The organism is Methylobacterium sp. Leaf104, assembly GCF_001422885.1.
GTDB lineage: Bacteria > Pseudomonadota > Alphaproteobacteria > Rhizobiales > Beijerinckiaceae > Methylobacterium.
Map to the genome: position 1 here is coordinate 231,181 of NZ_LMMZ01000012.1, position 23,204 is coordinate 254,384.

A 23,204-nucleotide genomic window follows, 5' to 3' on the forward strand; every position below is an offset into this window, starting at 1 on the left:
ATGACGCCGGCCCGGGAGCCGCGGCGCTAGGGCGCGACGCGGCGGAACTCGAGGTAGCTCGGCGGACGCCCCGCCGCCAGGGCCTTGGCCTCGTAGCGGGTGCCGGGCCAGTCGGACCAGGGCCGCGTCCAGTCGGGCGCCGCCTCGGCGGTCCAGGCGAGGCCGGGACAGCGCGCGGCGCGCACGAGGGTCCAGCCCGCGTAGTCGTCGATGTCGCTGGCAAAGCGGAACACGCCGCCGGGCCGGAGCACGCGGGCGATCTCGGCCAGGGCGGCGTCGGAGACGAAGCGGCGCTTGCGCTGCCGGCGCTTCGGCCAGGGGTCGGGGTAGAGGAGGTAGACCCGGGCGAGGCTGGCGTCCGGCAGGGCGGCGAGCAGGGCCGTGGCGTCCTCGTCCCAGACCCGGACGTTGCGGAGGGCGGCCTCGTCCACCGCGCGCAGGAGCTTGACCACGCCGTTCACGAAGGGCTCGGCGCCGATGATGCCGGTGCGGGGACGGGCGGTCGCCTGGGCGGCGAGGTGCTCGCCGCCGCCGAACCCGATCTCGAGCCAGACCTCGTCGACCGGCACCGGAAACAGGCTCGGCGGATCGAGGTGCCGGCCGGCCGGCGGCAGGCCCAGGCGAAGCCTCGGCAGCAGCTCGGCCAGGCGCTGCTCCTGGCCGGCGCGCAGGCGCTTGCCCTTGCGGCGGCCGTAGAAGGCACGATCGGCGCCGTCCCCGTCGTGGCTCTCCGAGCCGTGTCCGCCCGGTTGGGGCGGGAGATGGTCCCGCCCCAGGCTCATGGGGTCAGGCCAGGGCCGACTTGAGGCTGTCGGCGAGGTCGGTGCGCTCCCACGAGAAGCCGCCATCGGCCTCCGGCGCGCGGCCGAAATGGCCGTAGGCGGAGGTGCGGGCGTAGATCGGCTTGTTGAGGCCGAGCTTCGTGCGGATGCCGCGGGGCGACAGGTCGAGGGCGTTCATCAGCACGTCCTCGAGCCGGGCCTCGTCGACCTGACCGGTGCCGTGCAGGTCGACGTAGATCGACAGCGGCTTGGCGACGCCGATGGCGTAGGCGAGCTGGATCGTCGCGCGGGTGGCGAGGCCGGCCGCCACCACGTTCTTGGCGAGGTAGCGGGCCGCGTAGGCCGCCGAGCGGTCGACCTTCGTCGGATCCTTGCCCGAGAAGGCGCCGCCGCCGTGGGGCGCCGCGCCGCCGTAGGTGTCGACGATGATCTTGCGGCCGGTGAGGCCGGCATCGCCGTCGGGACCGCCGATCACGAACTTGCCCGTGGGGTTCACGTGCCAGACGGTCTCCTCGGAGACCCAGTTCTGCGGCAGGGCGGCCAGGATGTAGGGCTCGACGATGGCGCGCACGTCGGCCGAGTCGAGGGACTCGTCGAGGTGCTGGGTCGAGAGCACGATCTGGGTCACGCCGACCGGGCGGCCGTTCTCGTAGCGGACGGTGACCTGGCTCTTGGCGTCGGGGCCGAGCTTGGCGGCGTCGCCCTGCTTCGCCTTGCGGGCGTCGGCGAGGTCCTTGAGGATCTTGTGGGCGTAGTAGATCGGCGCCGGCATCAGCTCGGGCGTCTCGTCGGAGGCGTAGCCGAACATGATGCCCTGGTCGCCCGCGCCCTCGTCCTTGTTGCCGGACGAATCCACGCCCTGCGCGATGTCGGCGGACTGGGCGTGCAGGTGGATCGCGATGTCGTTGTTCTTCCAGTGGAAGCCCGACTGCTCGTAGCCGATGTCCTTCACCGCCGCGCGGGTCAGCTCGGTGAGATGGTCGAAGGTCACCGAATCCGGGCCGCGCACCTCGCCCGCGATGACGATGCGGTTGGTGGTGGCCAGGGTCTCGACGCCGAGGCGCGCCTCGGGCATCGCCGCGAGATAGGCGTCCACGACGGTGTCGGAGATCCGGTCGCAGACCTTGTCGGGATGGCCCTCGGAGACCGACTCACTCGTGAACAGGTAGTTCGAACGCGGCATTGAAGGCCCCCGATGCTGTGAGCGCCCAAGCTGTCGCGGCGCCGTTCCTTTTTGTTCAGGCGCGAGTGTCTGGCAGGCAGGCCGGGCAGGGTCAAGCCGGAAGACCGGATAAATCCGTCAAAGCGAACGAACCGACCGATAAATCAGCCGCGAAGCTGGCCGCCGATCGCGTGCAGGATCGCGGCGAACCGATGCCGGTCCTGCTCGGGGAAATGACTGTTCACGTGCTTCACGACGACGTCGGCCAGCCCGAGCCATGGATTGTCGGCGGCATAGACCTGCTGACTCGATTCGGAGAATCCCGGCGGCGCGGCCTCGGGAGACATCGGCTCGTCGCCGCGATCCATGCCGTCGAAGAAGTAGGCGATCGGCACCCCCGTCAGGCGGCTGAAGGTGTCGAGATGGATCGCGCTGATTCGGTTGGTCCCCTTCTCGTATTTCTGCAGTTGCGCGGCCGACATCCCGAAGCTCTGGGCGACGCGCTTCTGGGTGAGGGACGCCTTCTTGCGCTGCTCGGCGAGCCGCTGTCCCACGTGCACGTCCCGTCCGTCGGTTTTCTGCCCAGCCATCTCGCCCGTCCCACAACTCTGCGTCGCGCCCTCGCGGCGCCCGGGCATGACGAGGGCTCGACCATTCGTCCCCGGCGAAGGCTTCGCTGCGGAGACGACACCCCTTCCGTTCGCCCGGCGGAACGGTATGGCCCCCTCCCGCAGGCGTCAAACCGGAGCCGGCAGCGGCGGAGCCGGACGCGGCCGATCGTGTGGACAATCGGGTCGGGGGTCACATGGTCCGCTGGGACACTCCCGGCGACGGGTCCCGCCCGGCGGCACCCGTGCCGGAACCGGCACGGCGTGGAGCCGAACAGGCCAGGAAACGATCATGCTCGCTTTCGCGCCTGGAACGGTCAGACCTATTGACCGATCCTGAAAGAATATGCGGCACGCCTATATTTCTCGCATCCTGATGATTTCGCGAGTCCTTCGTGATGCAAAATGTATCGGTCGTGCCTATACTCGTCGTTCAGGGCGTTGCGAAGGCAGCGCACGAAAGGACCGCACGATCCATGACTATGGGACATCATCAGCACACCGCCACCATCCTGCCCTTCCGCGCGCGGCAAGGATCGTCGACCCTCGGATCGAGCCTGGTCGGCAAGTCGAATGCCGAGACGAAGGCGCAGACCCTGCCTCAGGTGGCCTACCAGGACAGCTGGTACCACCAGGCCGCCATCGAGGAAGCCTCCCGCACCCGCAAGCCGTAAGGAGCCTCGCCCTTTCGACGGGCACTGGCTGCGCGGGCGTGACGCTTCGGACCGGAACGGTCGCCGCCCGGCGCCGCTCCGAGGATGCGGGCATGCCGAGCGCTGCGGGACAGCGTGTCGGTGCAGGCCGACGGCAGGACGTTCGACGACGGACCTTTGAATTCGGACCCAGCGTCCGCCTCCGGGTCTCGCGCGAGGTGCCGCACGGTCCGGCCGCTCAGACCCCGGCCCGCCGCTCGTGCCGCCAGAGCGCCACGGCGTGTCGGCGCGCCTCGTAGGCCCGGCGCATGGGCGAGCCCTCTTCGCCGCGCCCCTCGGGGCTGTAGCCGAAGTGCAGGACACCATCGGGACCGTGCAGACGGGTCACCTCGAACCGCCAGGCCTGGTCGGCGCGCGCCAGGCCCGCTTCGGTCTCGGCGAGTCGGTTCGTGTGCATGGTCGCGGCCTCGCAGGGGAGAGGATGGACAACGTCGGCCGGCGTCGTTTGCTCCCGCCTCCCGACCGGCCGCGCATCGCCGGAAAACGCCCGCACCGGGCCGCTCAGCCCCGTTCGATCAGCGGGATCGGCAGCGCGTTCGCGCGCTTGACCTGGCCCAGCGCGAAGCTCGACTCGATCGCCGCGACGCCGTCGAGGCGGGTCAGCTTCTCCTTGAGGAAGCGCTCGTAGGCCGCGAGGTCCTCGACCACGATCCGGAGCAGGTAATCGCGCTGCCCCGTCATCAGGTAGCAATCGACCACCTCGGGCCAGCGGGCGACCGCCACCGCGAAGCGGTCGAGTTCCTCCTCGCGCTGGCGCTCGAGCCGAACCGAGGCGAAGACGCTGACCGGCAGGCCGACCGCGACCTGATCGACGACGGCGACGTAGCCCTTGATCACGCCCGCCGCTTCCAGCAGGCGCACCCGCCGGGCGCAGGGCGAGGCGGAGAGGCCGACGCGGTCGCCGATCTGCTGCACCGTCAGGCGGGCATCCTCCTGGAGACAGGCGAGAATGCGGCGATCGATGGCGTCGAGAACCGGTTTTGGCATGAACGGCGCCTCTAGACGGCCTGGGCAGGCTATCTGAGCCAGAGAACGGCGTTTCGACAAGCTGATTTGGCCAGTTTCACCGCGGGAAGGCGCCTAGGATCGTGTCATGAGCGATCCGCGACTGCCCTACCTCGCCGCCCTGGCCCGCAAGAGCCTCTGGCTCTCGACCTGGACCATCCACAACGCCAACCACCTGCGCGCCTCCGCCGACGGGCTGAAGGTGGGCGGGCACCAGGCCTCCTCGGCCTCCCTGTGCGCGATCATGACGGCGCTCTACGGAGCCGTGCTGCGTCCCGAGGACCGGGTCGCGGTCAAGCCGCATGCGAGCCCGGTCTTCCACGCCCTGCAATACCTGTTCGGCCACCAGACCCGGGAGAAGCTGGAGACCTTTCGCGGCTTCGGCGGCGCCCAGTCCTATCCCTCACGCACGAAGGACGTGGACGACGTCGACTTCTCCACCGGCTCGGTCGGCCTCGGCGTGGCGCAGACACTGTTCGCGTCGCTGACCCAGGACTACGTCCGGGCCAAGGGCTGGGGCGGCGACCGGCCCGAGGGCAAGATGGTGGCGCTGATCGGCGACGCCGAGATGGACGAGGGCAACATCTTCGAGGCCCTCCTGGAGGGCTGGAAGCACGGCCTGCGCAACACCTGGTGGATCGTCGACTACAACCGCCAGAGCCTCGACGCGGTGGTGCGCGAGGGGCTGTGGGCGAAGTTCGAGGCGATGTTCGCCAATTTCGGCTGGGACGTGGTGGTGCTGCGCCACGGCTCGCTCCAGCAGGCGGCCTTCGCGGAGCCGGGCGGTTCGCGCCTCAAGGCCTGGATCGAGGCCTGCCCGAACCCGATCTACTCGGCGCTGGCCTTTCAGGGCGGCGCGGCCTGGCGCCGGCGCCTGACGGAGGAGCTCGGCGACCAGGGCGAGGTCTCGGCCCTGATCGACCGGCGCTCGGACGCCGAGCTCGCCGCCCTGATGGGCAATCTCGGCGGCCACGACCTAGCCATGCTGCTCGAGGCCTTCGAGGCCGCCCGCAGCCATGACCGCCCGGTCTGCTTCATCGCCTACACCATCAAGGGCCACGGCCTGCCGCTGGCCGGCCACAAGGACAACCATGCGGGCCTGCTGACGCCGACCCAGATCGAAGCGTTCCGGGCCGAGATGGCGATCCGGCCGGGCCACGAATGGGAGCCCTTCGAGGGCCTCGCCGTCGCCCCCGACGCCATGCGCCGCTTCCTTTCCGAAGTGCCCTTCGTGCAGCGGGGCCGCCGCCGCTACGCGGCGCCGGCGATCCCCGTCCCCGAGCGCCTCGCGGCTCCGAAGCAGGCCGCGCTCTCGACGCAAGGAGGGTTCGGCCTGATCCTGCACGAGATCGCCAAGTCCGACTCGGCCTTCGCCGCCCGCATCGTCACCACCGCCCCCGACGTCACGGTCTCGACCAATCTCGGCGCCTGGGTGAACCGGCGCGGCCTCTTCGCCAAGGAGGCGATGGCCGACACCTTCCGCAAGGAGCGCATTCCCTCGACCTTCAACTGGACCTTCGCGCCCTCCGGCCAGCACCTCGAGCTCGGCATCGCCGAGTCGAACCTGTTCACCGCCCTCTCGGCGCTGGGCCTGTCGCATTCGGTCTTCGGCGAGCGCCTGCTGCCGGTGGGCACGCTCTACGATCCCTTCATCGAGCGCGGCCTCGATGCCCTGAACTACGCCTGCTACCAGGATGCCCGCTTCCTCCTGGTGGCGACGCCGGCGGGCGTCACCCTCGCGCCCGAGGGCGGGGCGCACCAGTCGATCAAGACGCCGCTGATCGGCATCGGGCAGGACGGCCTCTCGGCCTTCGAGCCCGCCTTCGTGGACGAGCTCGCGGTGCTGCTGCGCTTCGCCTTCGCGCACATGCAGCGCTCCGGCCCCGCCGAGCCGGACCCGGTGACCTGCCTGCCCGACGCGGCCGGCGGCTCGGCCTATTTCCGGCTCTCCACGCGGAGCCTGGAGCAGCCGGCCCGGGAGATCGGCCCGGAGCTGGCCGCCGACATGGTGGCGGGCGCCTACTGGCTGCGCCGGCCCGGCCCGAACGCGGAAGTGGTTGTCGCCTACCAGGGGGCCATCGCCCCCGAGGCGATCGCCGCCACCGGCCTGATGGCCGAGGACCGGCGCGACGTCGGCCTCCTCGCCGTCACCTCCGCCGACCGGCTCCACGCCGGCTGGAATGCCGCCCAGGGCCTGCGCGAGCAGGGATCGCCGGAGGCCTCGAGCCACATCGAGCGCCTGCTCGCCGAGGTGCCCGCCCCTTGCGGCCTCGTCACCGTCCTCGACGGGCATCCGGCGACCCTCGGCTGGCTCGGCTCGGTGCAGGGCCACCGCACCCGGGCGCTCGGCGTCTCGCAATTCGGACAGACCGGCACGATCGCCGACCTCTACCGCCACTTCGGCATCGACGCGCGCGGCATCGCCACGGCGGCCCAGGCGATCGCCCCCGGCCGGCGGATCCGGCACCTGCGCCTGGCCTGAAGCGGCCTCCACCGGCGCCGCAGGCCCGCTCCGGATCCGGGCGTCGCGGCGGCGTGACGCGCGCCGCCCTTCAGGGCGTCGGCATGCGCGCGGAAACCCTCGACCGCCGCGACGAGGCCGGACCGGCGCTGGTCGAGATGCGTGGGATCGGCCTGGGTGCGAGGCGGAACGTCCGGTCGGCCCGTGCATTCGATCACATCCGGCGGCCTGCGCCGGTGTGGGGCGGGCATGCGGCCGGGGCGGGCGGCGTGCCGCCGGCCGACGGCGTCGCCGGGCGAGCGACGGGGATCCCTCGTCCGGCCCCGTGGACGGGCTCCAGTGCCGGCCGCGAGGCGAAGGCGCGGACGGAGGGCAGGGCGTGATCGCGATCGGAACGGCCGGGTGGAGCGTGCCGAAGGGCTGTGCGGAGGCGTTTCCCGCCGACGGCAGCCATCTGGAACGGTACGCCCGACGGCTCGACGTGGTGGAGATCAACACCTCGTTCCATCGCCCTCACCGGGTCGAGACCTATGCGCGGTGGGCCGGCGCCACACCGGAGCATTTCCGCTTCGCCGTCAAACTCCCGCGCACGATCACCCACGAGCAGCGCCTTCAGCACGTGGAGGCGCCCCTGCGGCGCGTCCTGAGCGAGGTCGCCGGGCTCGGCCCGAAGCTCGGCCCGCTCCTGCTGCAGACGCCGCCGAGCCTGCGCTTCGACCCTCAGGTGAGCGCCGGGTTCCTGCGGCGCTTTCGGGACGCCCATGCCGGCAGCATCGTCTGCGAGCCGCGGCATGCCAGCTGGTTCGCGCCGCAGGTCGATGCGCTGCTGTCGGAGCTGCGGATCGCGCGCGTGGCGGCCGATCCGGCCCCGGTGCCCGGCGCGGGGGAGCCTGGCGGCTGGCCCGGACTGCGCTACCATCGCCTCCACGGTTCGCCGAAGATCTACGTTTCCGCCTATACGACGCGGATTCTCGACGCGCTGGCCGGCCGCCTGGCGGCGGAGGCCGCGCAGGGATGCGAGAGCTGGTGCATCTTCGACAACACCGCCGCCTTCGCGGCGACCGGCGACGCGCTCGCCCTCCGCCGGCGCGCCAGCTCCCCGGACGACCGGGCGGATCGCACCCGCCATCGTGACGCCCCCTGACGACCGAAGGCACCACGCCCCCTCGCGTCCCGAGGCCCGCCACAGACCCGTTGCACGGAGCCCCCGCATGGGCTACCAGAGCGACACGGTCAGCACCCGTAGCTCAGCTGGATAGAGCGTTGCCCTCCGAAGGCAAAGGTCACACGTTCGAATCGTGTCGGGTGCGCCAATTCTTCCAATCACGCAGCTGATTTCCACCGCGGCCGTCGAGGGCCTGCGGAAGCGCGCGGCAAGAAGTCGGCGTGTGGCCATACGCTCGATCTCATCCCGTCGGAAGGCGCAACCGATTCGGCGAGGCCTCCCTGCCAGGGTCCTGCAGGAGCTGCGATCGCGGCGGCGTGGCAGACCCGGACCCGAGGAGCACGCCCTGTCCGAGCCTCCGAGCGAGGAGCGGAACTCAGCCGAGGTGGCCGTTGCGAAGGGGCAGCGCCAGCCCATCCGGACGCCGAGGCGCCCGTCAGCGGCGCGGACGCGCGGTCAGCCCGAGCGGGCCGGAGTGGCGCATGGCCGGGCTTTTGGTGCAGAATGACGCCGATCCCAATCGGCCTGCCATGCATCCAAAGGCAAAAGGTTACCTGGAATGACGCCTTCTGTTCTCGCGCGGACGAGCGTTGCCTCTGTGGCGGCGGCCCTTGCTCTTTGCGCACCGACCGCCGCTCAGGTTCAGCCTGAGCCCCTCAGCTACCCAGTCGGTCTCGATCCTTACGGCGACAACTTTCTGGCCTTGCGCAGCCTCCCGAGCAGTACCGAAGGCGTGCGCATCGCCAGACTCGGACCCGACACGCTGTTCACCGAGGTTGGCCGCCGAGACGGATGGGTCAACATCCGGCTTCCGTCCGGACAGACAGGATGGGTCAGCGCCCGCCACGTCGGCTGCTGCCGTACCGTCGCGATGAGCCCGAGCGCGCCGAGCGGAGCGGCCGCCCCGTCGTGCGAGGCGCTATGGACCGAACGGAACGCGATCTTCAAAGCGGGCGGCTACTGCTTTCGCACCCCGCAGGCCATTCGGGCGTTCGGCAATGCCGGTTGCCAGTACGACGACGAGGCCGAGGTGCCTCTCTCGGCGCGCCAGCGTGAGCAGGTCGCCCGGATCCGCACCTCGGAGCGGAGCCTGGGCTGCACCCCATAGGCACCGGCCTTCCGTTCGTCGAACCAAGGACGCGGTCGCCTCGCCGTCGCCCCTCGATCGGATCGGCGACGGCGCGGATGACGAGGCCGGTCGGCCGGCCTGGCCTGGCTTGGCCTGGCCTGGCCTGGCCGTTCCGGGAAACGAAGAGGTGAGATCGCCATGGGGCGGCACCCGGTCGTCGCGATGTTCGCGCTCTGCGCTTCGGTGGCACTCGCCGCGCCGTCCCGTGCCCAGTCGCCGCAGCCCGCCACCGGTGTCAACGACTGGGCCGCGTTCCGGGCGGCACTGGCCTCCTGCTGGATCGTACCGATGGAGACGAGGGGCTCCTCGATCGCCCTTCGTTTCGGCCTGGACAAGACGGGTCGCCTGCGCGGCCGCCCGCTCGTCACGGCCCGACAGTTGACGGGCGATCGGGAGACCCGGACGCGCTTCGAGGCCGCCGCCTTCGACGCGCTCGCTCGATGTCTGCCGATGGCTGTGACACCCGCCTTCGGCGCCATCCTCGGCGAGAGCCCGGTGAGGCTGCGCCTGGCCAACACGCCCCCCGAGCCCGCCTACCAGATCAACAGCAACATCACGCTCTTCGCCCCCCAATAGGGCCGGGCACGACCTCGGACACAGGCGGCGCGTTCCGTGGGCTCGCGACGCGGGCCTCGCCGCAAGCCGCGGATTGCGCAGACGGTCAGGCGGTCAGCAGGCCGCCGGCCGGGATGCGCACGGTGAAGGCCCTGCCCTCGTCGAGCCAGCCGGGACCGCCGCCCCGATGCACCAAAGGCCCTTGGCGCGCATAGCGGGCGGCCTGCCTCTCCGATCCTTCCTGGTCTTCGAGAGCCCGCCTCGAACCGGGGACGGTCCGGGTGACGTCTCCGAGCACACTCGGAATTCCGCGCTCCGCTCCGGAATACCGGTCGATCGCAAGAGACGATTCGACCATCAGGACATGGAACGCCTCAATTCTGATTACGTAACCTTGATCTTCTTGAGAATGATGCCACTTTGATTTCTGATATTCAGATCCCAATCAGCCCCCGCCTCCGTCAAGCTGCCATCCGCATGCATTTCGTCGATCACGATGAGGGCCTGTTCTACGGCCGTATCCACGTCTTCGACCTCGATTCCCAAGTCGTCACGCAACAACGACTGCCCGTCTGTGAGATCGAAGAAGAAGTGCGGTAACAACGTAAGCCTCCCAGGATGGTTCATGTGCGACGGTCAAACTCTGGGACTTAAGTAATTTCAAGTCTGCAGGGATTAAAAAATCACTTGATCGCCCAGCTTGGGCGCATCAAATAAGGAACTCGGCAGCGGGCGATATCGTTGAATATTGTCCCATTCACTGATAATTGATGCAACTGTGTTGGCCGACCAGGGACGAGGGCATAATCGTGCACGCCGTGACAGATCCCGAAAAACCCTCACCACCTCAGAACGAAGATCAGCACGCGGAGGTGATCCGCGCGCACATTCGAAACATTGTCAAAAAGATTATTGCGCACAATCCGAGCCGGATAGATTAAAAATCAGGCAAATGGATGCAAAATAGTGGTATGCTTCGCCAACACCTAGCCTACAGGACATAGAGCGAAGCGATCCTGCAGACTTCCCTGCTCGGCCCGTTCCGGAACCTGGTCCATCGGGACCATGGAGAGCACGAGACGTTGCAGGTATCGGATCGGAACCTTGCCGCAGCGCCACGGGCTCTCCGGGAGAGACCGTTGCCGCGCCCCGGCAGGCGCTCGGGCCAAGGCCTGGACGAGGTCGAATCCCGTCCGGTGATCGGCAGGCGTCCACGATCACGGACGGTGCCGCGCCACGCAGCTTGCCGAACCTGCCACCGTTCCGCCTGCGCTCGTCTTCTTCCGCCCGACCGTCTCCGGCCGCGGTCGCCGCAACGATCCATGGCGATGCCGCGGACGGGATCGCCGGACGCGGAGCCTCGGCCACCTTGCGCCCTTCGATGTTCTACCCTCAGGTAGCCGGACGGTAACCGGAACGTGAACCGAATGACCAGCGCCCACGACGTTGCGGAACGTCGGCATCCGAGCTCGCTGCCGCCCCATGCCTGAGAACGCCTCCGACGGATTCCTACTTTTCCTCGCGGGCGGCGGTCGGATGGGCGCGCTCATGCGCATTCACGACTGGGCCGGCTCGCCGCTCGGATCCCCCGATACCTGGCCGCCCTGCCTCCGGTCGACCGTGAGCCTTCTGCTGGGATCCCGATTTCCGATGTTCGTGGCCTTCGGGCCCGAGCTCGGCTTTCTCTACAACGATGCCTACGTGGAGATCCTCGGCGACAAGCATCCGGCCGCACTCGGAGGGCACTTCCAGGACATCTGGTCGGAGATCTGGCCCGACATCATCCCCCTGGTCGAGCGGGCGATGTCGGGCGAGGCGACGTGGTCCGAGAACATGCCGCTCACCATGAATCGACACGGCTACGACGAGCCGACCTGGTTCACCTTCTCCTATTCCCCGGTGCGCGACGAGCAGGACAGGGTCGCGGGCATGTTTTGCGCCTGCACCGAGACGACCGGGCGCGTCCTGGCCGAGGCGGCCCTCCGGGAGAACGAGGCGCGCCTGAGGTTCCTCGACCGTCTCGGACGAGAAGCGGCCAACAGCACCGATGCCGACGACATTCTCGCGACGACCACCCGCATGGTGGCCGAGCATCTCGGACTGTCCAATTGCGCCTACGCGGACATGGACCCGGACGAGGACGGCTTCACCATCCGGGGGGATTGGGCGGCCGAAGGATCCCCGAGCATCGTGGGGCATTACAGCCTCGCGGATTTCGGCCGGCGGGCCGTCGAGGATCTCGGCGCCGGCAGGCCGCTCGTCATCAACGACAACCTGGCGGAGCTGGCGCCCGAGGAGGCAGCCACGTTCCAGGCCATCGGCATCGCGGCCACGATCTGCATGCCCCTCGTCAAGGACGGCCGGCTGACCGCGCTGATGGCCATCCATGATCGCGTGCCCCGCAGGTGGACGGATCACGAGCTGGCCCTCATCGGCGAGGTGACCGAGCGCTCCTGGGCGCATATCGAGCGCGTCCGGGCGGTGGCGGCGCTTCGCGAGGCGGTCGGCGACCTCGAAGCCTTGAATGCGACGCTCGAGCAGCGGGTCGAGGAACGGAGCTCGCGGCTCCTCGAGACGGAGGAGGTGCTGAGGCAGTCGCAGAAGCTCGAAGCCGTCGGACAGCTCACCGGAGGCGTGGCGCATGACTTCAACAATCTGCTGACCATCATCCGCTCGTCCGTGGATTTCCTGCTGCGCCCCGACCTGCCCGAGGCGCGTCGAAGCCGCTACCTGAACGCGGTCTCCGACACCGTCGAGCGCGCCTCCCGGCTGACCGGCCAGCTTCTCGCGTTCGCCCGTCGCCAGACCCTTCAACCCGTGACCATCGACGTCGGCGCGCGGCTGCAGGCCCTGGCCGATCTGCTGGATACGATCACGGGCGCCCGCATCAAGGTCGTGACCGAACTGCCGGAGCGGCCCTGCTTCATCGAGGTGGATGTCAGCCAGTTCGAGACCGCCCTGGTGAACATGGCCGTGAATGCGCGGGACGCGATGGACGGCGAGGGAACCCTGACGCTGCGGCTCGCGTGCGGCGCGTCCCTGCCCGCCATACGGGGCCATGCGGGCTCCCCCGGTCCGTTCGCGGCGATCTCGCTGCGGGACACCGGCTGCGGCATTGCTCCGGACGTGCAGGCGCGGGTGTTCGAGCCGTTCTTCACGACCAAGGACGTCGGCAAGGGGACGGGCCTCGGCCTGTCCCAGGTCTTCGGTTTCGCCAAGCAGTCCGGCGGGGACGTCACCTTCGAGAGCACATTGTCCCGCGGGACGACCTTCACCCTCTATCTGCCGCAGGTCGCCGAGATGGGATCGTCCGAGGCGCAGGACATCGAACCCGCCCCCGTCGAGCCGGGCGGCGCCGGCCACCGGGTCCTGGTGGTCGAGGACAACATCGAGGTCGGACGCTTCGCGACGCAGATCCTGCATGACCTCGGCTACGAGACGACCTGGGCGACCAGTGCCGAGGAGGCCCTGGACAAGCTCGGACCTCACGGCGGCGACTTCGATGTCGTCTTCTCGGACGTCGTGATGCCGGGGATGGGCGGCATCAAGCTGGCCACGCTTCTGCGGAGCACCCTGCCCGACCTGCCCGTGGTCCTGGCCTCGGGCTATAGCCACGTCCTGGCCCGCGATGGGACCCACGGCTTCGAGGTCCTGAGTAAGCCCTACTCCGCGGATCAGGTCTCACGCGTCCTGCGCCGTGCCGTTCACGGCAGGCGGCGGAGTCCGACCGAGCGAACCTGAGCGGCGGCGACGTCCCGGGATCGGGGCATGGCGGCGTCACCGTCCGTGGTGGCTGCCGCACCGGCCTCGCCGGACGATCGTGCGGCCGGACCGGTGAGCCACGGCGTTCCAGGTCGGCCCGAACACCGGCGGGCAGGTCGTGCTCCGCATCGCCGCTCGGCGCCGCGCCGGATTGCACCGACGTATCCACACGCGATCGACCGGTCCCCTCGCGCGGCGGCGTCTACGGATCCCGGCCCGTTTGCCCCAGGCCCGGGACGTTTCGCGGCCGTCTCCGGGAGCCAGATCCCCAGTGAAGTGTCACGCCAAGATCTGATCGGGCGAAGCAGAAAGCGGATGAGCGACAGTTGATCTGCTTCGAAACGACATTACCATGCGGTCTCGCGCGCTGGGCAGCCTCCGCAGGAGCATGCAATCAATGTACGATTTTGATTGGCATCGAATGCACCGTGAGAAGACAGAACGATCCGCGAAACTCACGCTATCGATCATTCGAGACATCTTCGACGTCGACAGCATTCTGGACATCGGGTGTGGGGACGGCATTTGGCTGAAGACGAGCAGAACCCTGGGCTTCAGTGTCTGCAAGGGCATCGACGGCCCTTGGACGAAAATGGAAGATCTACAGATTCCGAAAGAGGACATAAAGATCGGCAACCTGGAAAACAGGTTTGAAATGGGCCGGCGGTTCGATCTCGCGATCAGCCTCGAAGTTGCGGAGCATATCAAGAACGAATCGTCGGACATCATGGTCGACAATCTTACGCAACACAGCGATTTATTGCTGTTTGGCGCGGCCATCCCCTATCAAGGCGGCTTCCGTCATATCAACGAGATGTGGCAATCCTGGTGGGCCGACAAATTCGCGGAGCGCGGGTATCGGTATTTCGACGTCGTCAGACCTCAGATCTGGCACAGGAACGACGTCCATTACTGGTACAAGCAAAATGCATTGCTCTACGTCAACACAAAAAGATCGGACCACATAGAAACGGTCGAGAACTATATCAGGGAAAATTCCTTGAACACCTACCCCCTGAACCTGGTGCATCCCGAAAAATACGAAGACATCGCGTCCTACAGCCAGATCGCTTTCAAGCCTCTCCTGCGCAAGCTGCCCTCCCGTCTCACGACGAAGATGAAGGACGTTCTCCTGAGACGAATATAGGTCCTGTCCCCGAGGACGGAGGCCGGAAGGCCCGGTCCGAGCGCGGCTCCGACCCGTCACCGGTCGGGCAGGTCGAAGGCCGCGGCAGGGTCGGACGGGGCATCGAACGGAGGCCTGTCGCGGATCGCAGGGGGCGGACGACCTGCGATGCCGCCCCACAGGCCCGCCTCACATGGCCGTCCCCCTTGGCCGTCCCCCTTGGCCATTCCACCGGGCCGGAGCGTCACCGACCCGGCATGCGCCGGATCTGGCTGATGTTTTCCGTCGAGAGATCGGCGTAGAGGCTGCGTCCCGGCGCCTGAGCGGTTGGCGGCTCGGGCGCCTGCCGCGCGCTCTTCGCCGGCGCAGTCTTGGACGGCGCAGTCTTGGACTTGAGATCCGCGAGCCTCTTCCGATTGGCGAAGTCGTCGTCGATCGTCTTCCTGTAGGATGGCGTGGCTCCGCATCCCTCGCAGATCGACACGGTCCAGGACTGCCACAGGCCGTTCGTCTTCTCCTCGATCGAGGCGGCCCGTTCGCGCTGGGCCGATGCCAGTTGCAAGGTGTCCAGGTCTTTCGCCTGGCTCGGCACGGGCGCAGCGCGAAGTTCGCCCAGTTCGGCGTCGATCTTGCCCCCGCCGCCCGGCGCGGGCGCTGAGGATTGCGCAAATGCAGGTGCACCAAAACCGATGACGGCCAGAAGAGCGATCCGGAAGCGCATGAGCAACTCCTTTTCGCGATCAACTCGGCAGGAAGACATCGGTTCGAGCCGATTGGCGGAAAAGCCGATGAATATTGGTTCGGATTTCCGAAGACGGACGATCTCTTGAGGAGAGAAAGACTCGGCGAACGACTCGCCCGTTCACGATCGCCCGCTGCACTTGAGCGAACGGAACGGCGTCTTCTTCGCCGCGGATCGGATGGCTTCCTCGTCCTGCGAGATCCGCGATGCATGAACCGAACGACAGCCCCACGGTCCCGATAGGCTGAGCTTCCGTCAGCCCGCGACCCCGAGGCTAGGTCGAGCGGCCCTCCGTCCAACGAAGGGCGTCGATCAGCGCGCGCAGCGCCGGCGTCACCTGTCGACCGGGGTAGTAGAGGTGGCAACCCGGGAAGGGCGGGCACCAATCCTCCAGCACCTGCACCAGCCGACCGGCGGCGAGGTCGGCCGCGACCTCGCTCTCCAGCATGTAGCCGAGCCCCGCCCCAGCCCTCACCGCGGCGGCGATGAGGCCGCCATCGGTCACCACCAGTTGCCCGGCGGCACGCAGCCGAACCTCGCGCCCCTCGCGGGCGAACTCCCAGGGGAGGAGGCCGCCCCCGCCGACCAGGCGGTAGTTGACGCAATTGTGGCTCTCCAGGTCGCCCGGCGCCTTCGGCTCGGGATGTCGCGCGAAGTAGGCCGGCGTTCCCACCACGACGGTGCGCAGGTCGGGGCCGACGCGCACCGCCACCATGTCGCGCTCCACCGTCTCGCCGAAGCGGATCCCGGCGTCGAAGCCCGCCGTGACGATGTCGGTCAGGCGGTCGTCGACGACGACCTCGACCGAGACCGCAGGATGGTCGAGGAGAAACCGGGGTAGGGACGGCTCGAGGATGGCGCGGGCCGCGTAGGAGAACGTCGTCAAGCGGAGGGTCCCCGAGGGGGCGCCCCGCCACTCCGCGAGGGAGGCGAGCCCGCGCGCGACCTCCGCGAGCGCGGGATCGAGGGAGCGCAGCAGGCGCTCGCCGGCCGGCGTCGGGGCGACGCTGCGCGTCGTGCGTGCGAGGAGGCGCACGCCGAGGCGCGTCTCCAGCCCGCGCATCGCGTGGCTGAGGGCGGAGGGCGACAGGCCGAGATCGGCCGCCGCCCGCGTGAAGCTGCGGGTCCGTGCCACCGCCGCGAAGGCGGAGAGATCGTCGAGGTCGCCGCGCCGCATTGCTGCATTCCGCTCACAGGCCCTTGCGGTTCGGCCCGGCTATTCGTTCCGGCGACAGCGCCCCATCCTTGGTCCAGTCATCGACGGGGCGCAACAATGGATCTGACGCAGTACCGCACGCTGGGCCGCTCGGGGCTCGCGGTGAGCCCGCTCGCACTGGGCACCATGACCTTCGGCACGGCGCGCTGGGGGCTCGACGAGGCCGGCAGCCGCGCCGTGTTCGATGCCTATGTCGAGCGCGGCGGCAACTTCGTCGACACGGCCGACGTCTATGCCAACGGAGCCAGCGAGACCATGGTTGGCCGCTTCGTCGCCGAGCGCGGCCTGCGCGACCGGATCGTGCTCGCCACCAAGGCGGGCTTCGCCACGGGCAACGGTCCGCATGCGGGCGGGTGCGGGGCCAAGCACGTCCACGCGGCGATCGCGGGCTCGCTGCGCCGCCTCGGGACGGATTGCATCGACCTGTACTGGCTGCACGTCTGGGACGGGGTGACGCCGGCGGAGGAACTGCTCGACACGATGGCGGCCCTCGTCCGGGCCGGGAAGACCCGCTACTGGGGCCTGTCGAACATGCCGGCCTGGTACGCGGCCCAGCTCGCGACGCTGGCTTGCGTGCGCGGGCTGCCCGGCCCGATCGGGCTGCAGTACTTCTACTCCCTCGTGAACCGGGAGGTGGAGGACGAGCACGTCCCGCTCGCGGCCGAGTTCGGCCTGGGCCTGGTGCCCTGGTCGCCGCTCGCCTCCGGGCTGCTCACCGGGAAGTACGCGCGCGCGGCCGTGGAGGCGTCGCCTGCGCGCGGGGCCGGTCTGCCGCGGGAGGCCGCGGAGGCGGGCGCCGAGCGGCCGGCCGCGGACCGACGCCTCGACGGCGCCAATCCGTTCGGTGACAGCCTGTTCACGCCGCGCAACTGGGACATCGTGGAGGCGGTGCGGCGGGTGGCGGATGCGGTCGGGCAACCGGTGGCGCGCGTCGCCCTGGCATGGGTCGTGGGCCGTCCCGGTGTGGCCTCGACCCTGATGGGCGTCAGCCGGCCCGCACAGGTGGACGACAACCTGGCCGCCCTCGGTCTCGCGCTGTCGCCCGAGCACCGCGCGGCCCTGGACGCGGCGAGTGCGCCTGCCGAACCGCGCCTGATCTACGGCCTCTCGCGACCGCCGCTACGCCGGCAGGTGGTCTTCGGCGGCAGCGAGGTGCGGGGTTCGATGGACGCCTCGCCTCACGACGGCCCTCGCGAGGATCGCTAGCCCGCCGCACCGTCGAGAGCACGGTCCGTAGGGGGGCCGGCGAGTCCCGGCGGATCCCCGTGCGGCCTCAGCCCACCAGCCAATGGGTCGCGAGCATCACCATCGAGCCGGCAACCGCCATGCCGAGCAGGGTCACGCTGCTGACCTGGTCCACCTGGTCCACCGTCAGCCCGAGGCGGTGCTCGCGGTTCATGGAGGGGCTCGCCGCGCCCGCCCGGTCGGCAGCGGGAATGTCGGCCGCATTCTGGCGCGGATTGGCGTCGAGGTGGGTCAGCGTGGTCATCGGCAGGTCCTGGTGAGCGGGAAAGGCAGGGTCGCGGAGGCGGTCGGGTCACCGCCGGCCGCGATCAGGCGAACGAGCCGAAGCCTTCGAAGTCGGATACCGGGGAAACGCCCCGGATCGGCCGTCCGGACCGATCTTCGGCGACCGCGAAGCGGCGCTCGTCCCGGCCCCGGTCCGGGCATCCGTCGCGGTCGGCGGCGCCGGATACGTGGCGCGCCGCCGCGGATGCGGTCACCGGGGGACGCGGGGCGGGCGTGATGGCGTTGCGCATGCGGGAGACCCTACTGGTATGCCACGGCTGTCGGGATGCGAGCAGGCAATGCCCCACGGCGATCGACGTTCCTCCCGGGTGCGAAGCAAGGAGTCGCAGGGCGATCCCGCGGCGCGGTCCATCCCGTCATCGGCCATCAAGGCGCCACGAACTTGGCCGATGAACCCGGACCGCCGTCTCAAGGATGAACCATGCAATCCGCCCTCGGCCGACTCGCGACGGTTCTGAAAGCCACGCTGGCGATCGGTCTTCTGGCTGCGCTGTCCCTGTACTCGGCCGATATCGCCGACCGGAAGGGCCTGAACCCCTTCGCCGCGGCCCTGGCGGAACCGGTCTCGACCGGATCGGTGCGGGCGATCCCGAACCGGTGAGGCGCCGGCTCTCCGGCCGCTGATCTACAGGGTCTCGCCGGCATCCGGACTGGCGACGAGCTGCTCGGCCTCGAGGGTCGTGTAACCCGCCAGCCAATCCGCGCTTTCCTGCGATCCTGCCGGGTAGGGGTTGGCGGAGACGGGCTGCCCCTCCGTCCGCGCGGTACTGCCCTCGAGCCAGATCTCGTTCGAAGCGACGACGGTCATGGACATACCTCCTGTCCTTGGAAAATGGCCCATGGGGCGGATGGTTCGCCGGCCCCGCTCGGTCGTCGCAGGCCGCCCGTGACGCGCAGTTCGGGGCCGCATCGACGACTCGGACCGGACCGCTGCCCCCGACCACGCCCGTCCCGGACCGTGGAGCCGGTGGTTTGCCCGGGGGCCGGGAGGGTCAGGTCGGACCCGTCCGCTTCGGGACGGACGATCGCGGGAGGCGCGCCGCCGGCTCGCGGCGCCGGCCTCTCAGCCCGCCGGACCACTCCCCGCCAGGGTCCCGATCCGCTCGGCCGCGAAGCGCTCGCGCAGCCAGGCCGAGGCGGGGCCGCAGGGCCGCTGCTTGTGCCAGACCAGCTCCAGGGCGATGGGCCAGTCGCCCTGGTCAAACTGGAGGTCCGGCGTCACGAGGTGCGGCGCGGTCTGGGACGCGGCGATGACGTGGTCGGTGACGAAGGCCCAGCCGATCCCATGCTTCACCATCTCGAGGATCACCCAGTGGCTCTCCACCCACCACACCTCGGCGGCCACCCGCAGGCGGCTCTTCTCCGGCCCGTCGCTGCGCGCGGCGACCAGGATCTGGCGGTGGCGCTTCAGCTCCTCCCATTCCACCCGCGCCTTGGCCAGCGGATGGTCGCGCCCGCACACGAGCTTGAGGGGCACCCAGCCGATGGTCTGGAAGCCGAGTTCCGTGGGCAGCACCTCCTGCCGCCACATCACCCCGAGGTCGGCCGCTCCGGACTGCACCATGCGGCTCACATCCTCCATCAGCGGGAACAGCAGTTCCAGCTCGACGAAGGGGAAGCGCCGGGCGAAGTCGGCGAACAGGGCGCCGAGGGCGTGCTCGGGATAGAGTTCGTCGATGGCGACCACCAGCCGGTTCTCCACCCGCTGCTCCAGGCTGCGCGCCACGCCGACGAGGTGCTCCCGCCGATCGAGCACCACCCGCGCCTCCGGCAGCAGCCGGGCCCCCGCCGGGGTGAGCACGGGATTCCGGCCCGCCCGGCTGAACAGGGCCACCCCGAGATCCGCCTCGAGGTTCGACACCTGCGTGCTGACCGCCGACTGCGCCTTGCGCAGCAGGCGGGCGGCGCCGGAGAAGGACCCGGCCTCGGCGGCTGCGACGAAGGCCTCGAGTTGATCGAGCGAGACGGGCATCTATCTGTTTTCGAGATACGTTCCAACTTGCTGGTCCTCGTATCGCAGATAGAAGGCGGCGGACCAACGCGATTTTCCGCGATCCGACCACACCGAGACCGACCATGCGAAGCACGCGCGACCGTATCCGCCACGCCATCCTGTTCGAGATGTTCGGGCTCGCGCTCATCATTCCGCTCGGGACGGTGCTGTTCGGCCTGCACGCCATCGCCATGGGCGTCATCGGCGTCGGCAGCGCCCTGATCGCGATGGCGTGGAACTACGTCTACAATCTCGGCTTCGACCGTGCGATGCAGCGGCTGACCGGCCATACGCGCAAGAGCCTCCCGCTGCGGGCGGCGCATGCGGTGCTGTTCGAGGCCGGCCTGCTCGTGATCCTGCTGCCGCCGATCGCCTGGTACCTCGGCATCGGCCTCGTCGAGGCCTTCTTCATGGATCTCGCGATCGCGGCCTTCTACGTGGCCTACGCCTTCGTCTTCAACCTGGCCTACGACCGGGCCTTCCCGCTGCCGGGCTGGGGCACGGTCGCGGCGGAGCCGTGCCGCTGAGCGGGGGATGGCCGAGGCTGCCGCTTGGTTAACGTGAAGAGAGAGCCCGCAAGCCTCCGCCGGAACCGTCGGCGCCCGGCGACGCGCCTCAGGTGCCGGGCTCCGGGTCGAGTCCGCTGGCGCCGGATGGCTCACGCGCCGCCGGGCTCCGGGGCCGGCAGCGCCGCGATGAGTTGGCGCAGGAACGCCTGCACGGCGTGCGGCAGCTTGCGGTCGCGCATGACCTGGACCTGGATGCCCCGCATCAGGCTGGCCCGGGAGCGCACCGGGATGCACACGAGTTCGCCGAGACGCACCGGCGTCTGCACGGACAGGGCGGACATCAGCGCCAATCCCCGGGTGCGGCGGACGAAGGGCAGCAGGGCCGAGAGGATGTTGGCCGTGAGCGTCGGCTCGATGATGATCCCCTCCGCCAGGCAGGCCGCGTCGAAGACCCTGCGGGCCGTGGTGTCGCGGGTCGGCACCGCGATCGGATAGGCCGTCAGGTCCGCGAGCTGGATCGAGGGCTGGCGCGCCAGGGGATGGTCGGGAGCGCTGAGCGCGACCATCTCCACCAGGTTGTCGTAGGCCACCGCCACGAGGCTCGACGGCGCCATGGCGAAGGTGATGCCGATATCGGCATCGCCCGCCGCCACCACGTGCGTGACCTGGGCCGGCGGCAGCATCTGCACCTCGAAACGGATGCCGGGATGCGCCGCGTGGAACTCCGCGATGGCGTTCGGCAGCAGGTCGAGGGCGAAGCCCTCCGAGGTGGCGACGCGGATGAACCCCCGGGCGAGGCCCTGCAATTCCTGAATCTCGGCCGCCACCTGCTCGGCCCGCATCAGCGTCTGGTGCGCGTGCGCGGCCAGCAGTTCGCCCGCCGGGCTCGGCACCATCCCGCGCGGGCGCCGTTCGAACAGGACGCAGTCGAGCTCGGCCTCGAGATTGGCGATCTGCCGGCTGATCGCCGAGGCGGCGACGTTCAACTGCGTGGAGGCCGCCGCGATCGAGCCGGTACGGGCGACCGCCAGGAAGTAACGCAGGCTCGCGATCTGCACATCCATTCTCCGTTGCCGGATCGGCACGGCAGCAATCGCGAAATTCTACTTGTTGCGATGTGGAATGCACAACACCATGGCAGGGTGAAAAAAGCGGCACAGCGAGGCGTGGGACGCTTTGCCGGCTGGCTCAGCGGCGAGAGGATCCGGGATCATGGCGAGACACAGCTCCGCGGCATGCGCCGCGCTCACCCTGCTGATGCTGGCGACCAGCGTCCCGGCGCTGGCCGGAAAGGCCAACGACACCCTGGTCTACGCCTCCGACACCGAGCCGGAGAACGTCAGCCCGTATCACAACAGCGCCCGCGAGGGCGTCATCCTGGCCCGCAACGTCTGGGACACCCTGATCTACCGCGACCCGAAGACCGGCACCTACCAGCCGATGCTGGCCACCGCCTGGAAATGGGTCGACCCCGTCACCCTCGAACTCACCCTTCGCGAGGGCGTGAGCTTCCACAACGGCGACGCGTTCGGTGCCGACGACGTGGCCTTCACCTTCAACTACGTGCTGACGCCGGAAGCCCGCACGGTGACGAAGCAGAACGTCGACTGGATGAAGTCGACCGAGGTCGTCGATGCCCGCACGGTTCGCATCCACCTGAAGACCGCCTTCCCGGCGGCCCTCGAATACCTTGCCGGCCCGACCCCGATCTTCCCGGCCGCCTATTTCAAGACGGTGGGCCTCGACGGCTTCGCCAAGGCGCCCGTCGGCACCGGACCCTACCGCATCACCGCGGTGGAGAACGGACGCGGCGTGAAGATGGAGCGCTTCGCCAAGTACTGGCCCGGCAGCCCGATCGGTTCCCCAAAGATCGGCAAGCTCGAGTTCCGCGTCATCCCCGACGCCGACAGCCGCATGGCCGAACTCGTCACCGGCGGCATCGACTGGATCTGGCGCGTGCCGAGCGACCAGGCCGACCAGTTGAAGGCCGCCCCGAACGTCACCGTGCTCAGCGCCGAGACCATGCGGGTCGGCTTCCTGCAGTTCGACACCCTGGGACGCGCCACCGCCAATTCGCCGCTCAAGGACGTACGCGTCCGCCAGGCGATCTCCTACGCCATCGATCGCAAGGCCATGGTGGACAACCTCGTGCGCGGCGGCAGCCGGGTGATGAACGCGGCCTGCTTCATCGACCAGTTCGGCTGCACCGACGAGGGTGTGCCGCGCTTTGCCTACGACCCGGCCAAGGCCAAGGCGCTCCTGAAGGAGGCGGGCTATCCGGACGGCTTCGAGATCGATCTGGGTGCCTACCGCGAGCGCGACTACGCGGAGGCGGTGATCGGCTACCTGCGCGCGGTCGGCATCAAGGTGCGCCTGAACTACCTGCGCTACGCGGCCCTGCGCGACCTGATCCGCGGCGGCAAGGTCTCGATCGCCTTCCAGACCTGGGGCTCGTTCTCGGTGCTCGACGTCTCGGCCTTCACGGGCGTCTACTTCCGCGGTGGCGACGAGGACCTGACCAAGGACCCGGAGACCATCGCGGCGCTGCAGGCCGGGGACGGCGCCACCGACCCGGCCGTGCGCAAGGTCAAGTACGCCGAAGCCCTCAAGCGCATCGCCGGCCAGGCCTATGCCCTGCCGATGTTCTCCTACTCCACGAACTACGCCTTCACCTCGGACCTCGCCTTCACGGCGCAGCCCGACGAGCTGCCGCGCTTCTACGCGGCCCAGTGGAAGTGACGGTCGG

23 protein-coding genes, 1 tRNA gene and 1 pseudogene are annotated in these 23,204 nt (G+C 69.3%); 13 read left to right on the plus strand and 12 right to left on the minus strand.

Features of this window, described 5'->3' with window-relative positions:
• Positions 1-26: 26 nt before the first annotated feature.
• From trmB to ASF49_RS10505, 3 genes are all read right to left on the minus strand, one after another.
• Positions 27-782: a tRNA (guanine(46)-N(7))-methyltransferase TrmB gene (trmB, locus tag ASF49_RS10495; RefSeq protein ID WP_056471835.1), complete on the minus strand. Its 756-nt coding sequence runs from the start codon at positions 780-782 to the stop codon at positions 27-29.
• A gap of 4 nt (positions 783-786) precedes the next feature.
• Entirely contained in the window at positions 787-1,965 is a 1,179-nt protein-coding gene (metK, locus tag ASF49_RS10500; RefSeq protein WP_056471838.1) for a methionine adenosyltransferase, read from the minus strand.
• A gap of 143 nt (positions 1,966-2,108) precedes the next feature.
• The gene (locus ASF49_RS10505; RefSeq protein ID WP_056471841.1) at positions 2,109-2,534 is read right to left on the minus strand and encodes a helix-turn-helix domain-containing protein; all 426 of its coding nucleotides are present in this window, start codon (positions 2,532-2,534) and stop codon (positions 2,109-2,111) included.
• A gap of 494 nt (positions 2,535-3,028) precedes the next feature.
• Between ASF49_RS10505 and ASF49_RS10510 the strand changes: the two genes are divergently transcribed.
• On the plus strand, positions 3,029-3,226 hold the full coding sequence (locus ASF49_RS10510) for a DUF2735 domain-containing protein (protein ID WP_162240970.1): 198 nt from the start codon (positions 3,029-3,031) through the stop codon (positions 3,224-3,226).
• A 217-nt stretch (positions 3,227-3,443) separates the two neighbouring features.
• Here the strand turns inward: ASF49_RS10510 and ASF49_RS10515 are convergent, their stop codons facing one another.
• Positions 3,444-3,662: a hypothetical protein gene (locus ASF49_RS10515; protein ID WP_056471848.1), complete on the minus strand. Its 219-nt coding sequence runs from the start codon at positions 3,660-3,662 to the stop codon at positions 3,444-3,446.
• 104 nt (positions 3,663-3,766) lie between these two features.
• Positions 3,767-4,252, minus strand: coding sequence for an Lrp/AsnC family transcriptional regulator (locus ASF49_RS10520; RefSeq protein ID WP_056471852.1), 486 nt, complete (start codon positions 4,250-4,252; stop codon positions 3,767-3,769).
• Between the two features lie 106 nt (positions 4,253-4,358).
• On the opposite strand from ASF49_RS10520, the gene ASF49_RS10525 reads away from it, so the two are divergent.
• The 6 genes and pseudogenes from ASF49_RS10525 to ASF49_RS10550 all read left to right on the plus strand — a co-directional run bounded on the left by ASF49_RS10525 (position 4,359) and on the right by ASF49_RS10550 (position 9,601).
• On the plus strand, positions 4,359-6,752 hold the full coding sequence (locus tag ASF49_RS10525; RefSeq protein ID WP_056471854.1) for a transketolase: 2,394 nt from the start codon (positions 4,359-4,361) through the stop codon (positions 6,750-6,752).
• Between the two features lie 358 nt (positions 6,753-7,110).
• Positions 7,111-7,875: a DUF72 domain-containing protein gene (locus ASF49_RS10535; protein ID WP_056471867.1), complete on the plus strand. Its 765-nt coding sequence runs from the start codon at positions 7,111-7,113 to the stop codon at positions 7,873-7,875.
• A 92-nt stretch (positions 7,876-7,967) separates the two neighbouring features.
• A tRNA-Arg gene (locus ASF49_RS10540) sits at positions 7,968-8,044 on the plus strand.
• Positions 8,045-8,455: 411 nt separating this feature from the next.
• Positions 8,456-8,731: pseudogene (locus ASF49_RS23050) on the plus strand (SH3 domain-containing protein); the annotation flags it as partial.
• 36 nt (positions 8,732-8,767) lie between these two features.
• Positions 8,768-9,004, plus strand: coding sequence for a YARHG domain-containing protein (locus tag ASF49_RS10545; RefSeq protein WP_056472686.1), 237 nt, complete (start codon positions 8,768-8,770; stop codon positions 9,002-9,004).
• A 159-nt stretch (positions 9,005-9,163) separates the two neighbouring features.
• A complete protein-coding gene (locus ASF49_RS10550; protein WP_056471868.1) occupies positions 9,164-9,601 on the plus strand; it encodes a hypothetical protein in 438 nt (145 codons plus the stop codon).
• 363 nt (positions 9,602-9,964) lie between these two features.
• Here the strand turns inward: ASF49_RS10550 and ASF49_RS10555 are convergent, their stop codons facing one another.
• Positions 9,965-10,183 carry a DUF6894 family protein gene (locus ASF49_RS10555; RefSeq protein ID WP_156652955.1) on the minus strand — a complete coding sequence of 73 codons (219 nt, stop codon included), beginning with the start codon at positions 10,181-10,183 and terminating at the stop codon, positions 9,965-9,967.
• A gap of 933 nt (positions 10,184-11,116) precedes the next feature.
• On the opposite strand from ASF49_RS10555, the gene ASF49_RS10560 reads away from it, so the two are divergent.
• Both ASF49_RS10560 and ASF49_RS10565 read left to right on the plus strand, forming a co-directional pair.
• Positions 11,117-13,321, plus strand: coding sequence for a GAF domain-containing protein (locus tag ASF49_RS10560; protein ID WP_056471874.1), 2,205 nt, complete (start codon positions 11,117-11,119; stop codon positions 13,319-13,321).
• A 418-nt stretch (positions 13,322-13,739) separates the two neighbouring features.
• Positions 13,740-14,489, plus strand: coding sequence for a methyltransferase domain-containing protein (locus ASF49_RS10565; RefSeq protein WP_162240971.1), 750 nt, complete (start codon positions 13,740-13,742; stop codon positions 14,487-14,489).
• 223 nt (positions 14,490-14,712) lie between these two features.
• Here the strand turns inward: ASF49_RS10565 and ASF49_RS10570 are convergent, their stop codons facing one another.
• Together ASF49_RS10570 and ASF49_RS10575 are read right to left on the minus strand one after the other, a co-directional pair.
• Positions 14,713-15,189, minus strand: a complete 477-nt coding sequence (locus ASF49_RS10570) for a hypothetical protein (RefSeq protein WP_056471881.1) — start codon at positions 15,187-15,189, stop codon at positions 14,713-14,715.
• A 295-nt stretch (positions 15,190-15,484) separates the two neighbouring features.
• Positions 15,485-16,387, minus strand: coding sequence for a LysR family transcriptional regulator (locus ASF49_RS10575; protein WP_056471884.1), 903 nt, complete (start codon positions 16,385-16,387; stop codon positions 15,485-15,487).
• A 96-nt stretch (positions 16,388-16,483) separates the two neighbouring features.
• Here ASF49_RS10575 and ASF49_RS10580 point away from each other — a divergent pair, with 96 nt between their 5' ends.
• Positions 16,484-17,632, plus strand: a complete 1,149-nt coding sequence (locus ASF49_RS10580) for an aldo/keto reductase (protein WP_056471887.1) — start codon at positions 16,484-16,486, stop codon at positions 17,630-17,632.
• A 67-nt stretch (positions 17,633-17,699) separates the two neighbouring features.
• On the opposite strand, the gene ASF49_RS10585 is transcribed toward ASF49_RS10580, so the two are convergent.
• Positions 17,700-17,915 carry a hypothetical protein gene (locus ASF49_RS10585; RefSeq protein ID WP_056471890.1) on the minus strand — a complete coding sequence of 72 codons (216 nt, stop codon included), beginning with the start codon at positions 17,913-17,915 and terminating at the stop codon, positions 17,700-17,702.
• A 462-nt stretch (positions 17,916-18,377) separates the two neighbouring features.
• Between ASF49_RS10585 and ASF49_RS10595 the strand changes: the two genes are divergently transcribed.
• Complete coding sequence (locus tag ASF49_RS10595) at positions 18,378-18,557, plus strand: hypothetical protein (protein WP_056471896.1); 180 nt, start codon at positions 18,378-18,380, stop codon at positions 18,555-18,557.
• 24 nt (positions 18,558-18,581) lie between these two features.
• Here the strand turns inward: ASF49_RS10595 and ASF49_RS10600 are convergent, their stop codons facing one another.
• On the minus strand, positions 18,582-18,764 hold the full coding sequence (locus tag ASF49_RS10600; RefSeq protein WP_156652956.1) for a hypothetical protein: 183 nt from the start codon (positions 18,762-18,764) through the stop codon (positions 18,582-18,584).
• Between the two features lie 255 nt (positions 18,765-19,019).
• Positions 19,020-19,928 carry a LysR family transcriptional regulator gene (locus ASF49_RS10605; protein ID WP_056471901.1) on the minus strand — a complete coding sequence of 303 codons (909 nt, stop codon included), beginning with the start codon at positions 19,926-19,928 and terminating at the stop codon, positions 19,020-19,022.
• Between the two features lie 104 nt (positions 19,929-20,032).
• Here ASF49_RS10605 and ASF49_RS10610 point away from each other — a divergent pair, with 104 nt between their 5' ends.
• Positions 20,033-20,476 (plus strand): PACE efflux transporter, encoded by a 444-nt coding sequence (locus ASF49_RS10610; protein ID WP_056471905.1) that lies wholly within the window; start codon positions 20,033-20,035, stop codon positions 20,474-20,476.
• A 131-nt stretch (positions 20,477-20,607) separates the two neighbouring features.
• Here the strand turns inward: ASF49_RS10610 and ASF49_RS10615 are convergent, their stop codons facing one another.
• Positions 20,608-21,516: a LysR family transcriptional regulator gene (locus ASF49_RS10615; RefSeq protein ID WP_056472691.1), complete on the minus strand. Its 909-nt coding sequence runs from the start codon at positions 21,514-21,516 to the stop codon at positions 20,608-20,610.
• Positions 21,517-21,670: 154 nt separating this feature from the next.
• Between ASF49_RS10615 and ASF49_RS10620 the strand changes: the two genes are divergently transcribed.
• On the plus strand, positions 21,671-23,197 hold the full coding sequence (locus tag ASF49_RS10620; RefSeq protein ID WP_056471907.1) for an ABC transporter substrate-binding protein: 1,527 nt from the start codon (positions 21,671-21,673) through the stop codon (positions 23,195-23,197).
• The last annotated feature ends 7 nt before the right edge of the window (positions 23,198-23,204 follow it).